This window comes from Micromonospora citrea, from assembly GCF_049629545.1.
In the GTDB taxonomy this organism is placed as follows: Bacteria; Actinomycetota; Actinomycetes; order Mycobacteriales; family Micromonosporaceae; genus Micromonospora; species Micromonospora citrea_A.
This window is the reverse complement of sequence record NZ_JBNADX010000041.1, coordinates 1-14,015: the sequence shown is the minus strand read 5'-3', so window position 1 is coordinate 14,015 and position 14,015 is coordinate 1. Positions and strand designations below refer to the sequence as shown.

17 protein-coding genes are annotated in these 14,015 nt (G+C 73.1%); 8 read left to right on the top strand and 9 right to left on the bottom strand.

Annotated elements, in window-relative coordinates:
- Positions 1–125 precede the first annotated feature (125 nt).
- Complete coding sequence (locus ACPFP2_RS28440) at positions 126–2,096, top strand: acyl-CoA dehydrogenase family protein (RefSeq protein WP_424093105.1); 1,971 nt, start codon at positions 126–128, stop codon at positions 2,094–2,096.
- A 57-nt stretch (positions 2,097–2,153) separates the two neighbouring features.
- Here ACPFP2_RS28440 and ACPFP2_RS28435 read toward each other — a convergent pair whose 3' ends face one another.
- The 8 genes from ACPFP2_RS28435 to ACPFP2_RS28400 form a co-directional block, all read right to left on the bottom strand.
- Positions 2,154–2,321 carry a hypothetical protein gene (locus tag ACPFP2_RS28435; protein ID WP_424093104.1) on the bottom strand — a complete coding sequence of 56 codons (168 nt, stop codon included), beginning with the start codon at positions 2,319–2,321 and terminating at the stop codon, positions 2,154–2,156.
- A 9-nt stretch (positions 2,322–2,330) separates the two neighbouring features.
- Positions 2,331–2,936, bottom strand: coding sequence for a hypothetical protein (locus tag ACPFP2_RS28430; RefSeq protein ID WP_424093102.1), 606 nt, complete (start codon positions 2,934–2,936; stop codon positions 2,331–2,333).
- A 51-nt stretch (positions 2,937–2,987) separates the two neighbouring features.
- Entirely contained in the window at positions 2,988–3,383 is a 396-nt protein-coding gene (locus ACPFP2_RS28425) for a Fur family transcriptional regulator (protein WP_424093100.1), read from the bottom strand.
- A gap of 64 nt (positions 3,384–3,447) precedes the next feature.
- Complete coding sequence (locus ACPFP2_RS28420; RefSeq protein WP_424093097.1) at positions 3,448–3,747, bottom strand: ArsR/SmtB family transcription factor; 300 nt, start codon at positions 3,745–3,747, stop codon at positions 3,448–3,450.
- A 43-nt stretch (positions 3,748–3,790) separates the two neighbouring features.
- On the bottom strand, positions 3,791–4,657 hold the full coding sequence (locus ACPFP2_RS28415; protein ID WP_424093144.1) for a metal ABC transporter permease: 867 nt from the start codon (positions 4,655–4,657) through the stop codon (positions 3,791–3,793).
- A gap of 2 nt (positions 4,658–4,659) precedes the next feature.
- Positions 4,660–5,421: a metal ABC transporter ATP-binding protein gene (locus ACPFP2_RS28410; protein WP_424093095.1), complete on the bottom strand. Its 762-nt coding sequence runs from the start codon at positions 5,419–5,421 to the stop codon at positions 4,660–4,662.
- A complete protein-coding gene (locus tag ACPFP2_RS28405; protein ID WP_424093093.1) occupies positions 5,418–6,371 on the bottom strand; it encodes a metal ABC transporter substrate-binding protein in 954 nt (317 codons plus the stop codon). Before ACPFP2_RS28405 ends, ACPFP2_RS28410 begins: the two co-directional genes overlap by 4 nt.
- A gap of 54 nt (positions 6,372–6,425) precedes the next feature.
- Positions 6,426–6,683, bottom strand: a complete 258-nt coding sequence (locus ACPFP2_RS28400; RefSeq protein WP_424093091.1) for a DUF6703 family protein — start codon at positions 6,681–6,683, stop codon at positions 6,426–6,428.
- A 27-nt stretch (positions 6,684–6,710) separates the two neighbouring features.
- Between ACPFP2_RS28400 and ACPFP2_RS28395 the strand changes: the two genes are divergently transcribed.
- From ACPFP2_RS28395 to dusB, 7 genes are all read left to right on the top strand, one after another.
- Positions 6,711–7,052, top strand: coding sequence for an antibiotic biosynthesis monooxygenase family protein (locus ACPFP2_RS28395; protein WP_424093089.1), 342 nt, complete (start codon positions 6,711–6,713; stop codon positions 7,050–7,052).
- Positions 7,053–7,186: 134 nt separating this feature from the next.
- Positions 7,187–7,660 carry a hypothetical protein gene (locus tag ACPFP2_RS28390; protein WP_424093142.1) on the top strand — a complete coding sequence of 158 codons (474 nt, stop codon included), beginning with the start codon at positions 7,187–7,189 and terminating at the stop codon, positions 7,658–7,660.
- A gap of 116 nt (positions 7,661–7,776) precedes the next feature.
- The gene (locus ACPFP2_RS28385; protein ID WP_424093087.1) at positions 7,777–9,156 is read left to right on the top strand and encodes a glycine--tRNA ligase; all 1,380 of its coding nucleotides are present in this window, start codon (positions 7,777–7,779) and stop codon (positions 9,154–9,156) included.
- 128 nt (positions 9,157–9,284) lie between these two features.
- Positions 9,285–10,106: a hypothetical protein gene (locus ACPFP2_RS28380; RefSeq protein ID WP_424093085.1), complete on the top strand. Its 822-nt coding sequence runs from the start codon at positions 9,285–9,287 to the stop codon at positions 10,104–10,106.
- 63 nt (positions 10,107–10,169) lie between these two features.
- Entirely contained in the window at positions 10,170–11,015 is an 846-nt protein-coding gene (locus ACPFP2_RS28375) for a hypothetical protein (protein ID WP_424093083.1), read from the top strand.
- Positions 11,008–11,835, top strand: a complete 828-nt coding sequence (locus ACPFP2_RS28370; RefSeq protein ID WP_424093082.1) for a hypothetical protein — start codon at positions 11,008–11,010, stop codon at positions 11,833–11,835. The genes ACPFP2_RS28375 and ACPFP2_RS28370 overlap by 8 nt, the downstream gene beginning before the upstream one ends.
- Before the next feature lie 116 nt (positions 11,836–11,951).
- Positions 11,952–13,127, top strand: a complete 1,176-nt coding sequence (gene dusB, locus ACPFP2_RS28365; RefSeq protein ID WP_424093080.1) for a tRNA dihydrouridine synthase DusB — start codon at positions 11,952–11,954, stop codon at positions 13,125–13,127.
- A 55-nt stretch (positions 13,128–13,182) separates the two neighbouring features.
- On the opposite strand, the gene ACPFP2_RS28360 is transcribed toward dusB, so the two are convergent.
- Entirely contained in the window at positions 13,183–13,830 is a 648-nt protein-coding gene (locus tag ACPFP2_RS28360; protein ID WP_424093078.1) for a C39 family peptidase, read from the bottom strand.
- Positions 13,831–14,015: the final 185 nt, after the last annotated feature.

The window sequence follows — 14,015 nt, the reverse complement described above, 5'->3', positions numbered from 1 at the left end:
CGGTGCCGGGCACCGGCCGGTAAATCGGACGTGCACACGACGCTACCCCTGGGTAACACCCGGGGGTAGCGTTGCTCGTGTCGAGCACGTTGATCGCATCCGGACCGAGGTTCGAGGGGGCAGCCGTGACCACGACGCACCACAACCGATCCACCGCCGACGGCGCCGGGCCACTGCCCGCCGAGGCGGGCCAGGTGTCCGAGAAGGAGGCCCGCCAGGTCGCCGAGGCGGCCCGGGAGGCGGCCTGGGACCGGCCCAGTTTCGGCAAGGAGCTCTTCCTCGGCCGGTTCCGGCTGGACCTGATCGACCCGTGGCCCCGCTCCGACCCGGCGGACGACGCCCGGGCCGAGGCGTTCCTCACGGAGTTCGAGGCGTACCTGCGCTCCGAGGTGGACGGCGCCGCCATCGAGCGGGACGCCCGCATCCCCGACGAGGTCTTCCACGGGCTGGCCCGGCTCGGCGCCTTCGGTATGAAGATTGACCGGAAGTACGGCGGGCTCGGCCTGAGCAACCTGCACTACTGCCGGGCACTCATGCTGGCCGGCTCGGTCAGCCCGGCGATCGGGGCGCTGCTCTCCGCCCACCAGTCCATCGGGGTGCCCCAGCCGCTGAAGATGTTCGGCACCGACGAGCAGAAGCAGGCCTTCCTGCCCCGGCTGGCCGCCGGCGAGGTCTCCGCCTTCCTGCTCACCGAGCCGGACGTCGGCTCCGACCCGGCCCGGCTCGCCACCGTCGCCGAGCCGACCGCCGACGGCACCGGCTACCGGCTCAACGGGGTCAAGCTCTGGGCCACCAACGGCACCGTCGCCACCCTGCTGGTGGTGATGGCCCGGGTTCCGGCCGGCGAGGGACGGCGCGGCGGCATCACCGCCTTCGTGGTGGACGGTGACAGCGAGGGCATCACCGTCGAGCGGCGCAACGCCTTCGTGGGCCTGCGCGGCCTGGAGAACAGCCTCACCCGCTTCCACGACGTCCTCGTGCCGAGGGAGAACGTCATCGGCGGCGAGGGCAAGGGGCTGAAGATCGCCCTGAGCACGTTGAACACCGGCCGGCTGTCGCTGCCGGCGATGTGCGTGGGCGCGGGCAAGTGGGCGTTGAACGTGGCCCGGGAGTGGGCCGCCGACCGGGTGCAGTGGGGCCGGCCGGTCGGCGAGCACGAGGCGGTCGCCCAGAAGCTGGCCTTCATCGCCGCCACCACGTACGGCATGGAGACCATGCTCGACCTGTGCTGCCTGCTCGCCGACGACGACCGCAACGACATCCGGATCGAGGCGGCGCTGGTGAAGCTCTACGCCAGCGAGATGGCCTGGAAGATCGGCGACGAGCTGGTCCAGATCCGGGGCGGGCGCGGCTACGAGACGGCCGACTCGCTCGCCGCCCGGGGCGAACGCCCGGCCGCCGTCGAGCAGCTCGTCCGGGACCTGCGGATCAACCGGATCTTCGAGGGCTCGACCGAGATCATGCACCTGCTGATCGCCCGGGAGGCCGTCGACGCCCACCTCTCGGTCGCCGGCGACATCATCGACCCGGACGCCGGTCTCGGCCGCAAGGCGAAGGCGGGGGTGCGCGCCGGCGCCTTCTACGCGAAGTGGCTGCCCACCCTCGCCGTCGGACGGGGGCAGAGCCCGAACGCGTACGGCGAGTTCGGGCCGCTCGCCGGCCACCTACGCCAGGTCGAGCGGTACAGCCGCAAGCTGGCCCGCTCCACCTTCTACGCGATGTCCCGCTGGCAGGGGAAGATGGAACGCAAGCAGGCGTTCCTGGGCCGGGTGGTGGACATCGGCGCGGAGCTGTTCGCGATGAGCGCGGTCTGCGTCCGGGCGTACGCGGAGAAGGACACCCGCCCGGAGAACGTCGAGCTGGCCGACCTGTTCTGCCGCCAGGCCCGGGTCCGGGTCGAGCAGCTCTTCACCGCCCTGTGGGAGAACACCGACTCCGTCGACGTGGCCGCCGCGAAGCGCATCCTCGCCGGTCGGTACGCCGGGCTGGAGGAGGGTGTGATCACCCCGCCGGCGGACGCCCCCTGGGTGGCGCGTTGGCAGGCCGGTCCCTCCACCGCCGAGGACGTGCGTCGCCGCATCCCGCCGCAGCCCTGACCGTCGCGGCACGGGCCGCGGCCTGCCCGGTGCGGGTCGCGGCCGGTGCGCACCGGGTCAGCGAGCGATCGCCCAGGCCAGCACGGCGGCCAGGATCAGCCCGTTGAGCGCGGCCAGCCCCAGGTACGCCGCGGGCGGGATCTTGCGCCCCTTGCGGACGAAGGTCACCAGCACGGCGGCGTAACCGAGCAACAGGGCGGCGATGACGAGCAGGATGTAGAACACCCGACGACCTTAGCGGCCACTGCGTAGGCCGAGTCGACGCAGCTCCAGCGCGGCGAGCGCGTCGACGGTGGCGTCGTCGCCGCGCCGCCACGCCTCGGCCACGTCCGGATCGATCGTGGTCAGCTTCCGCAGCGGCTGGCCGACCAGGGCGCGCAGGGCCAGCAGGTCCCGCCCGGCCGGCGCGGCGGCGAGCGCCTTCGCCGAGGCCGCCCGGCGCATCCACCGCACCCGCAACGGCAGCCAGCCGAACAGCACCAGCCCGAGCGGGAAGACCAGCGCCGCGACGCTCAACGCCAGGGCCAGCTGGCCGACCAGTTCCTGCTGGTCACGGCCCGCCTCGGCGACCGAGCGGGCGGCGTCCGCGGCCCGGGTGAAGGGCGCGGTCAGCTCGTCGCCGACCAGCGGCACCCGGCCGACCTTGCCGCCGGCGTCGGCCAGGTTGTCGGCGAGGCCGCCGCCCGCCCCCTCCAGCTTGCGACCGGGTCCGGCGAGCCGCTGCACCAGGTCGTGCAGCCACAGCGCGAAGCGGATCGCCGCGTACACCCAGGCGGCCACGAGCAGGTCGGTGAGCAGCTGGCGGAGGAAGACGGGGGAGCGATCAGCGTAGATCTTCACGCCGGACAGCGTGCCACGGCACGCCGCTCCCGGCATCCCCCGCGACGTCGGTCAGGCGGCGCACCGCGGGCAGGTGCCGAAGATCTCCATGGTGTGGCTGACGTCGGAGAAGCCGTGCTGGGCGGCCACCCGCTCGGCCCAGGTCTCCACGGCCGGGCCGGCCACCTCGACCGTACGGCCGCAGGCCCGGCAGACCAGGTGATGGTGGTGCCCCTCGCTGCACCGCCGGTAGAGGTGCTCACCGCCCGGCGGGCGCATCACGTCGATCTCGCCCGCGTCGGCGAGCCCCTGGAGGGTGCGGTAGACGGTGGTGAGCCCGACCCGCTCGCCCCGGTCCCGCAGCATGGCGTGCAGGTCCTGTGCGCTGTGGAAGCCCTCCACCTCGGCGAGCAGGGCGCTCACCGCCGTGCGCTGCCGGGTGTTGCGCAGCGCCGCTGTCTCGCTCATGTCCCCGCCTCCCCGCGGCCGGCGAGCGGCCGGGGCCGCCGGATTCCCCGCTCGCCGCGCTCGTTCACGATCCCTCCCCGGCGTGGCTCACCGCGTCCGCCACGATGTGCGCGACGTGCTCGTCGACCAGGGCGTACGCGATCTCCCGGCCCCGCCGGGAGCCGCGTACGACGCCGGCGCCGCGCAGCACCCGCAGGTGCTGGGAGACCAGCGGCTGCGGGGCGCCGAGCTTCTCCACCAGCTCGTGCACACACCGCTCACCCTGCGCGAGTTCGCTCACGATCGCCAGCCGGATCGGGGCCGAGAGGGCGCGCAGCAGGTCGCCCGCGCCCTCGTAGGCGTCGTACCCGTTCGTGGCGGTCACCCTGCAACGGTAACCAATACCGCCGACGGCCTGCGGGGCGGCGTCATCGCAGGACGACCTCGTGCGGTTCGGGGCTCGGCGCGGCGGTGGGCGTGGCCCGGCGGCGCAGCACCCGCCAGGCCGCGGCGGCGACGGCCACCACCAGGAACGAGGCGATGGCCAGCAGCACCACCGAGGCGCCCGGGGCGGTGTCGGCGGTGGCCGCCACCCAGACCCCGGCGCCGGCGGCGAAGAGGCCGAGCGCCATCGCGGCCGTCATGGTGCTGCGGAACCCCCTGGTGACCTGCTGCGCGGTGGCCACCGGCACCACCATCAGGGCGCTGATCAGCAGCACGCCGACGGCCCGCATGGCGATGGTCACGGTGACCGCGGTGGCGACCGCCAGCAGCAGGTTCAACGCCCGCACCGGCAGGCCGGAGACCTTCGCGTACTCCTCGTCGTGGCAGACCGCGAAGAGCGCGGGGCGCAGCGTCAGCATGGTGATTCCGATGGCTGCGCCGAGCACCGCGATGGTGGTCAGGTCCTGCGGCGAGATCGTGGTCAGCGACCCGAAGAGGTACGCGTTGAGGCTCGCGCTGGTGGCGTCGGAGAGCCCGACGAGCATGACGCCGCCGGCGATGCCGCCGTAGAAGAGCAGCGCCAGCGCGAGGTCGCCGGAGGTGCGCCCCCGGGCCCGGACCAGCTCGATGGTGACTGCGCCGAGGGTCGCCACCAGCACCGCCACCAGCACCGGGGAACGGTTGAGCAGCAGCCCGGCGCCGACTCCGGTCAGCGCCACGTGCCCGACGCCGTCGCCGATCAGGGCCAGCCGCCGCTGCACCAGGTAGATGCCGAGCGCGGGGGCGGCCAGGCCGATGATCAGCGCGCCGATCAGCGCGCGCTGCATGTAGGGGTACTGGAAGAGTTCCATGATCAGCTGCTCCACAGCCCGGCGGGCTCGTCGGGACCGTGCGGGTGCACGTGGTCGTGATCGGGCTCCGCGTGGTGCCCGGCGGGTTCGGGCACCGCGCCGTCGTGGGCGATGCCGCCCTGGTGGACGACGACCGCCCGGCTGATCAGCGGGCGCAGCGGCCCCAGCTCGTGCGCGACGAGCAGCACGGTGCCGCCACCGGCGACGAAGTCGCGCAGCGCCCCGGCGAACGCCTCCTGGCTGGCCGCGTCGACGCCGGCGGTGGGCTCGTCGAGGACCAGCAGCTCCGGCCGCCCGGCGAGCGCCCGGGCGATCAGGGTGCGTTGCTGCTGGCCGCCGGAGAGGGTGGCGACCGGATCGCCGGCCCGGTCGGCGAGCCCGACGGCGCGCAGCGCCTCCTCGACGGCCTCCCGGTCGGCGCGCCCCGGCGGGCGCAGCACGCCCCGGCGGGCCAGCCGTCCCGACGCCACCACCTCCCGCACCGTGGCCGGTACGCCGCCGCCGGCGCCGAGGCGCTGCGGCACGTACCCGATGCGCCGCCACTGCCGGAACCGGCGCAGCGGGGCGCCGAACAGCTCGACGGAGCCGGCGGCCAGCGGCACCAGGCCCAGCACGGCGCGGATCAGGGTGGACTTGCCGGAGCCGTTGGCGCCGAGGACGGCGACCACCTCACCGGCGGTCACGGACAGTGAGACGTCACGCAGCACGGGGCGGCCGTCGTAGCCGACCACCCCGTGCGCGACGGTGATGACAGGTGGTGTCACGAGCAGCTCAACGCCGTCCTCAGGGTCTGCAGGTTGGTACGCATCACCGAAAGGTAGTCCCCGCCGTTGTCGCTCGACAGCCCTTCGAGCGGGTCCAGCACGGCGGTCTTCGCGCCGACCTCGGTGGCGATGGTCTCGGCGACCTTGGGGCTGACCAGCGTCTCGAAGAAGACCGTGGTGGCCTTGTGTTCCCGGGCCTCCTCGGCGACCTCGGCCAGCCGTTGCGGGCTGGGCTCGTTCTCCGGGCTGAGCCCGGAGATGCCGACCTGCTCCAGCCGGTAGCGCTCGGTCAGGTAGCCGAAGGCGGTGTGGCTCACCACGATTTCCCGGCGCTGGCAGGTCTTCAGCCCGGCGGTGAACTCGGCGTCGAGCTTCTCCAGTTCGCCGCGGAGGGCGGTGGCCCGGGCGGTGTAGTCGGCGGCCCGGTCCGGGTCGACCGCGCCGAGCCGCGCGGCCAGCTTGTCGCCGACCGTGGCCAGCCGGGTCGGGTCGAGCCAGAGGTGCGGGTCGGGGGCGCCGGCCTCCTCGGCGTGACCGGCCGCACCCTCGCCCTCGCCCTCGTGGTCGTGGCCGGCCTGCGCGGCGGTCAGCAGCGGCTGCACGGTGGCCACGTCGAAGGCCCGGTCGCCGGCGTTCTGGTCGACGGCCTCGTCCACGGCCGGCTGGAAGCCCTTGAGGTAGACGATCAGCTCCGCCTCGGTGACCTGCCCCACCTGGCCCGGGTTGAGTTCCAGGTCGTGCGGCTCGGCGCCCGGCTTGGCCAGGTTGGTGACCGTGACCGCGTCCCCGCCGATCCGCTCGGCGAGGAACTGCATCGGGTAGAAGGCGGCCACCACGTCGACCCGTTGGGGGTCGGCGCCGGCGCCGTCGGACGAGCAGGCGGCGGTGCCGGCCAGGGCGAGCAGGGCGGTGGCGGCGGCCAGGGCGCGCGGAGCGGGGCGGATGTTCATGACATCAACTCTCCGCGATAACGAGAATGATTGTCAAAAACGCATGCTTGCATGTCAGAGCAGCTTGGCCAGCGCCACGGCGATCAACAGGGTGAGCATCAGCAGCCGCACCACCCGGGTGCGGGGGGCCTGGACCGGCCAGGTCACCGCCATCAGCCAGACCAGCCCGGCGGCGAGCGCCAGCAGCAGCACGCCGCCGACCGGTCCCGGCGCGAAGAACGCCACCAGCACCAGCACCAACGTGGCGAGGAACACCGAGGTCGGGTTCGCCCGGGCCAGCCGGGCCAGCACGGGGCTCTGCGTACGCTGCATCCCACAGACTCTACGAGGAGGAACCCGGTGCAGGTGACCAACCGGTTCGTGGTCGACGCCGATGTCGCCGACGACTTCGTCGCCCGGGCGCACGCCGCGCTCACCGCGCTCGCCGCCCGCCCCGGCTACCTGCGCGGCGAACTCCTGCGGGCGCTCGACGACCCGCGGCACTGGTGCCTGCTCACCGAGTGGGAGTCGGTGGGGGCGTACCGGCGGGCGCTGGGCGGCTTCGACGTCAAGATCGCCGCCGTGCCGCTGCTCGCCGAGTCGGTCGACGAGCCGTCGGCGTACGAGACGCTGGCCAGCGCCGCCCCGGCCGGCGAGGTCGTGGTGGCCGCCAGTGACCGGGCCGCGCGTCCGCACCGCTGAGTGATCTCCCCGCGCGTCGGCACCGGCGGGACGGCGGGCACTACCCTGCACCTATGACCGCACCCGGCCCGGCAGCACCGTCGCCGTACCCCGAGCTGCCCGGCCGGGGCGAGGCCCCGCCGTCCACCGACGGCGTGCCCACCCCGCCGCCCGGCCCGGGGGTCGCCCCGCCGTTCGCCGCCCCGCCCACCGAGGGCGGGCGCAAGCGGCTCTGGCTGGGGCTCGGTGCCGGCGCGCTGGCGCTGCTGATCTGCTGCGGCGGGGGCGGCACCGCCCTGGTCGGGCTGACCGTGAGCAGCATCCAGGCCACCGAGGAGCAGGGCGAGGCGATCACCGACGCGTACTACGGCGCGCTGGTGCGCAAGGAGTACGGCAAGGCGTACGACACGCTCTGCGACTCCGCGCAGCGGCGCGAGTCGCGTTCGGAGTTCGCCCGGCGGGTGCAGGACGAGCCGGCGGTGGCCTCGTACCGGATCGGCGACGTCGACCCCAACACGCTGACCGTGCCGGTCGACGTGACCTTCAGCGGTGGCGGGCGGGACGTGCAGACGGTGACCCTCGCCCCCGACCAGCAGACGGCCGGGCTGGAGGTCTGCGGGGTCAACTGACCCGACCCCGGTATTCTGCTGGGCCCGGGGTGCCGCTGGTCGTACCGTTGTCCCCGAACTGTTCCGTTCCGTCCACGCCACGTCCCCGCCGACCGCCAGTCGGCGTAGGAGGAAACATGCCAGCCGACCGTATCGACGCCGTCGTCAGCCTCGCCAAGCGCCGAGGCTTCGTCTTCCCCTCCAGCGAGATCTACGGAGGCACCCGGTCGGCGTGGGACTACGGTCCGCTCGGCGTGGAGTTGAAGGAGAACGTCCGCCGGCAGTGGTGGAAGAGCATGGTCCAGCAGCGCGACGACGTCGTCGGCCTGGACTCCGCGGTCATCCTGGCCCGCAAGGTCTGGGAGGCCAGCGGCCACATCGCCGAGTTCGTCGACCCGCTCACCGAGTGCCAGTCCTGCCACAAGCGGTTCCGCGCCGACCACCTCGAGGAGGCGTACGCCGAGAAGCACGGCAAGCCGCTGACCTCGCTGCAGGAGCTGAACTGCCCGAACTGCGGCAACAAGGGCACCTTCACCGAGCCGAAGATGTTCAACGGTCTGATGAAGACCTTCCTCGGCCCGGTGGAGAGCGACGAGGGCATGCACTACCTGCGCCCGGAAACCGCCCAGGGCATCTTCGTCAACTACAAGAACGTGGAGACGGTCGCCCGCAAGAAGCCGCCGTTCGGCATCGCGCAGACCGGCAAGTCGTTCCGCAACGAGATCACCCCGGGCAACTTCATCTTCCGCACCCGCGAGTTCGAGCAGATGGAGATGGAGTTCTTCGTCGAGCCGGGCTCCGACGAGCAGTGGCACGAGTACTGGCTCTCCGAGCGCTGGAACTGGTACCTCGACCTCGGCCTGTCCGCGGACAACCTGCGCCTGTACGAGCACCCCAAGGAGAAGCTCTCCCACTACTCGAAGCGCACCGTCGACATCGAGTACCGGTTCCGGTTCGGCGGCAGCGAGTTCGCCGAGCTGGAGGGCATCGCCAACCGCACCGACTTCGACCTCGCCACGCACAGCAAGCACTCCGGCGTCGACCTGTCCTACTTCGACCAGACGAAGCAGGAGCGCTGGCTGCCGTACGTCATCGAGCCGGCGGCCGGCCTCACCCGCGCGGTGCTGGCGTTCCTGCTGGAGGCGTACGACGAGGACGAGGCCCCGAACACCAAGGGCGGCGTGGACAAGCGCACCGTGATGCGCTTCGACCCACGGCTGGCCCCGGTCAAGGTGGCGGTGCTGCCGCTGTCGCGCAACGAGGCGCTCTCGCCGAAGGCGAAGGGGCTGGCCACGCAGCTGCGCAAGCGCTGGGTGGTCGAGTTCGACGACTCGCAGGCGATCGGCCGCCGCTACCGCCGCCAGGACGAGATCGGCACCCCGTTCTGCGTCACCGTCGACTTCGACACCCTCGACGACGACGCGGTGACCGTGCGCAACCGGGACACCATGGCCCAGGAGCGGGTCTCCCTGGACCAGGTGGAGCGCTACCTGATCGAGCGCCTGCCCGGCTGCTGAGCCGTCGCCCGACGGCCCCGTCCCGCCACCGCGGGGCGGGGCCTCGCCGTTCACACCGGACGGCTGGTTGAGCGACACCTGATCTCGTGCGAGCATTCGGCGTCGATTCTCGTCACGGGGGTGTGCGCATGACGCCGCAACAGGACTCTGACCACGACCCGAAGCGGCGGCGCCTGCTGCGCCGCGCCGCCACGGTCGCCGTGGGTGGCGCGGGGGCGGGCGTCGCCGCCGCGGTGGGCCTGCCCGGCCCGGCCCAGGCGGCTCCGGGCGACGACCTCGTCCTGGGTACGACCAACGACGCCGGCACCGCCAGCACCACCCTGCTGCACGACGCCGGACAGCCTCCGCTGCACCTGGCGAACAGCTCCGGCGCACCGCTGCGGCTGGTGCCCGGCACGCCCGCCCATCCCGACCTGATCAGTGCCGCGCCCGGCACCGTGGCCGTCGACCAGGAGCGCGGCATGTACGTCCGAGGGCCCGACACCGGCACCAGCGGCTACGTGTGGACCAGCGAGTGGGCCACCACCTCCGTCGCCGTTCCGCCCACCCGGGTCCTCGACACCCGGGACGTCAACCTGCGCCGCAACCTCGTCTCCGGGGCGCTGGACGCCAACGGCCGGCTCCAGCCGGGTATGCCGGTGGTGCTCGCCCTCGACGCCTACGTCCGGGACGGCTACGCGGTCAAGGGCAATGTCACCGTGGTCGGCATGACCGGCGCGGGGGTGCTCACCGTCTGGGGCAGTGGCGCCAGGCCGGCGACGTCCACGGTGAACTGGTCGACCGCGGGCACCATCCTGTCCAACTTCCTCTTCAGCCAGCTCGGGGCCTTCGGGTCCTTCCGCAGCGTGCTGACCCTGCAGGCCACCGCCTCGCCGACGCACGTGATCGTGGACATGACCAGCCTGCTCGTCGGCCACCCGCACCAGGTGCTGCTCAAGGACGAGGGCTGATGGTCCGGCAGTCGCACGCCCACGTCGCCGGCCCGGCGACCCACCACGTCACGGGGGAATGAGATGACATCCGACCGCTCCACGTCGCGGCGCACCCTGCTGCGCCGCGCCGCCGTCACCGGCGGCGCGGCGGTCGCCGCCACCGCCGCCACCGCCACGCCGGCCGCCGCCGCCGATACGCCGGTCAAGGTCGGCGAGACCAACCAGGGCGGCACCACGACCGTCCGCAGCGCCGCAGCGAGTGGGGGCGCCACCCTGGTGCTGCGCAACCCGGCCGGCCCGACGCTGCGGCTGGGGGTGGCCGGCGCCACCGACGGCCCGGCCGCGCCCGCCGGCACCGTCGCGCTGGGCCCGCGCGGGCTCAGCGTCTCCGACGGCAGCACCCGGTACACGGCGCTGACCACGGGGACCGCCACCATGCTGGTGCCGATCCCGCCGACCCGGGTGCTCGACACCCGCACCGTCGAGGGCCGGGCCCGGCTGGCGGAGGGCGCCGACCGGATCGACGCCCAGGGCCGGGCGTTGGCCGAGAGCGAGCTGGTCGTGAGCCTGCTCGGGCTCGGATACGACATCGAGGGGATGATCGGCAACGTCACCGTCGCCAAGACCGAGAAGGGCGGCTTCGCCACGGTCTGGGGCGGTGGCCCGCTGCCGTCGGCCTCCACCATCAACTGGTGGACCGCCGGGCAGCTGCTCTCCAACGGGGTGATCAGCCAGGTCATGGCGTCGGGCGAGGAGACGGACGTGGTCCGCGTCCGCGTGCAGCGCAGCGCCGCCGCGGTGATCCTCGACGTCACGGGCCTGCTGGTCGCCCACCCCGCGTACGCGTCGATCAACAACCCGAAGACCGCGACCACCGGTGCTCGTGCCGCCGTCGCCGACGACCAGGGGGTGGCGGGCGATGCGTGACCACGCAGCCGAGGAGAGCAGGGGCATGACCGGCGGGGAGCCATCGTCGACCACCCGCCGGCGGATCATCGCCACCGGTGTCGCGACAGGCGCCGGGCTCGGCGCGACGGCGCTCGTCGCCACCCCGGCGCACGCCGACGCCGGCGACCCGGTGCTGATCGGACAGGTCAACGACGCCGGCACGGCGGAGACCGAGCTGGTCGGGGGCTCGGAGAGCAACCCCACGCTGGTGCTCGGCTCGGTCGACTCGCTGCGGCTGGTGCCCACCAACGAGGAGCACATCCCGCCGGAGCTGCCCACCGGCTCGCTCGCCGTCACCCCGGTCGGTGACCTGGTGACCGGCGGGCAGGGCGGCCGGAAGGCGTACGTCAACACCTCCCGCTGGGCGAACCGGACGCTGGCCATCCGGCCGCAACGCATCCTGGACACCCGGTCGCTGTCGGCCTACGCCGCGCACGTCGTCAGCTCCACCTCGGTGGTCAGCGCCGGCAAGCTCAACGCCGGCCAGGTGATCCACCTGACCGTGCAGAACGTGCCCCCGGCGTTGGCGGAGCGGGCCACCACCGCCTACGTCAACATCACCGTGGCCGGCACCGTCTCGGCCGGCGTGCTGACCACGTACAGCTCCTCGATCGCCCGGCCGAAGACGTCGTCGCTGAACTGGTGGGGGCCGAACCAGATCCTCTCCAACCTGGTCGAGGTGCGGCTCGGCAGTCACAACGGCCGGCCGCTGTGCTTCGCGATCCACGTCAACGCCGCGACGTCGGTCATCGTGGACGTGTCCGGTCTGATCCTGTCCGAGCCCGGCCGGGACTACTGATCCGTCCGCCTGATCCGTCCGCCGGTCGCCGTCGCGGTGCGAGTTCGCTCACCATCGCGGCGGCGGCCGGGCACCGGAGGCCGGGCCACCGTCGCGGGCATGGGATTCTTGGGTACGTGACCAGTCCCGCCGCTCCCGCCGCGCTCCGCCCGCTCACCCTCGGGCGGCACCAGGTGTGGCCGCCGGTGGTGCTCGCCCCGATGGCCGGCATCACCAACGTCGGCTTCCGGCAGCTCTGCCGGGAGCAGGGCGGAGGCATCTACGTCTGCGAGATGATCACCACCGTCGCGCTGGTGGAGCGGAACCCGAAGACCCTGCGCATGATCGCCTTCGGCGAGCACGAGCAGCCGCGCAGCCTCCAGCTCTACGGCACCGACCCGGAGATCACCGCCAGGGCGGTGCGGATCGTGGTCGAGAAGGACCTCGCCGACCACATCGACCTGAACTTCGGCTGCCCGGTGCCGAAGGTGACCCGCAAGGGCGGCGGCTCGGCGCTGCCGTGGCGACGGCGGCTCTTCGCCCGGCTGGTGAAGGCCGCGGTCGACGCCGCGTCACCCGCCGGGGTGCCGGTCACCGTGAAGATGCGCAAGGGCATCGACGACGACCACCTGACGTACGTCGAGGCGGGGCTCGCCGCCCAGGACGCCGGGGTCGCGGCGGTCGCCCTGCACGGGCGTACGGCCGCGCAGCGCTACTCGGGCACCGCGGACTGGGACGCCATCGCCACCCTGAAGCAGGCCCTCGACGTGCCGGTGCTCGGCAACGGCGACATCTGGGAGGCCGACGACGCGCTGCGGATGGTCGCGCACACCGGTGTCGACGGCGTGGTGATCGGGCGCGGCTGCCTGGGCCGGCCGTGGCTCTTCGCCGATCTGGAGGCCGCTTTCAACGGCCGCCCCGAGCGGCGGCTGCCGCAGCTCGGCGAGGTCGCGACGACCATGCGCCGCCACGCCGAGCTGCTGGTCGACCAGTTCACCGCCGGGTCGCGCACCCCGGCGCGGGGCGAGCGGGACGGCTGCACCGACTTCCGCAAGCACATGGCCTGGTACCTGAAGGGCTTCCCGGTCGGCAGCGAGCTGCGCCGCGAGCTGGCGATGATCGACAGCCTGGCCCAGCTCGACGACCTGCTCGGCAAGCTCGACCCCACCGTGCCGTTCCCGGTGGAGACGCTCGGCCAGCCGCGCGGCCGGACGAACTCCCCGGGCAAGGTCTTCCTGCCGGACGGCTGGCTGGCCAGCCGGGACGACGACGCCGTCCCCGAGGGCGCCGAACTGGCCGACTCGGGCGGCTGACCTCGGTACGACGAAGGGCCGACCCCGTAGTGGGGTCGGCCCTTGTCGTGGTGGGTCAGTGGGAGTAGCCGCGGGTGGCGATCCAGTCGGCGAGGGTGTCGATGTCCATCTCGTAGCTGGCGGTGGCCGGGTCGGCCGAGTCGGCGATGGTGACGATCTTGCCGTTGTCCTGGTAGCCGGTGACAGCGATGTAGTGGCCGCCTTCGAAGGAGTGGGTGCCGCCCGTGGTGTCGGTGGCGGTGCCCGCGATGTTCGCGACCAGGGCGCGGCCGTCGTCAACCGTGGCGACGATGTCGCTGCGCAGCTTGTCGGTCTGCCTGGTGTCGGCCTTGCCGGTCTTGATCTCGACGGAGCGGTAGACGTCGCCCTTGCCGGCTTCCTTGTTCAGGACGGGGGTGATGTCGTTGATGCTGTTGGTGCCGGCCTCGGTGGTGCCCATCCGCTTGGCCATGTCGTCGACGTCGATGTCCTTGTCGAGCACGGACAGGGCGTTGCGGGTGGCGGCGGGGCCGCAGTAGTAGAAGTTGGGCTGGGCTTCGTAGTCGACCTTGAGCTGTCGTTCGCCGCCGGGCTTGCGCTCGGCCTGCACCGGCTTGTCGGTGGGGGCAGCGTGGGCGGCCAGGGCGGGGCCGGCGATGCCACCGGCGGTGGCGGTGATGGTCAGGGCGGTCAGGGCGGTCTTGCGCAGGATGTCGGTACGCATGGGGGTTGCTCCTTCTGCGTCGGGGGTGCGGCGGTGCGCGCTGGGGGGCGCGTGTGCCGCGTCAGGGGGGTAAGTTCGAGGGGGGACGTTTCCGGCGGCGGTGCCTGCGCGGGGTCCGGGGGGACGCCTGGCGGCGGGGCCTGCTCGGGTGTCCGGGGGGTGTAACCGATCGGGCGGGGCTCGCA

Coding starts and splice junctions, on each gene's coding strand:
- ACPFP2_RS28425 (WP_424093100.1), bottom strand. CDS start 3,383: ATGAGCGAGACAGCGGCGCTGCGCAACACCCGGCAGCGCACGGCGGTG.
- ACPFP2_RS28415 (WP_424093144.1), bottom strand. CDS start 4,657: ATGGAACTCTTCCAGTACCCCTACATGCAGCGCGCGCTGATCGGCGCG.
- ACPFP2_RS28405 (WP_424093093.1), bottom strand. CDS start 6,371: ATGAACATCCGCCCCGCTCCGCGCGCCCTGGCCGCCGCCACCGCCCTG.
- ACPFP2_RS28400 (WP_424093091.1), bottom strand. CDS start 6,683: ATGCAGCGTACGCAGAGCCCCGTGCTGGCCCGGCTGGCCCGGGCGAAC.
- ACPFP2_RS28385 (WP_424093087.1), top strand. CDS start 7,777: ATGCCAGCCGACCGTATCGACGCCGTCGTCAGCCTCGCCAAGCGCCGA.
- ACPFP2_RS28380 (WP_424093085.1), top strand. CDS start 9,285: ATGACGCCGCAACAGGACTCTGACCACGACCCGAAGCGGCGGCGCCTG.
- ACPFP2_RS28375 (WP_424093083.1), top strand. CDS start 10,170: ATGACATCCGACCGCTCCACGTCGCGGCGCACCCTGCTGCGCCGCGCC.
- ACPFP2_RS28370 (WP_424093082.1), top strand. CDS start 11,008: ATGCGTGACCACGCAGCCGAGGAGAGCAGGGGCATGACCGGCGGGGAG.
- ACPFP2_RS28360 (WP_424093078.1), bottom strand. CDS start 13,830: ATGCGTACCGACATCCTGCGCAAGACCGCCCTGACCGCCCTGACCATC.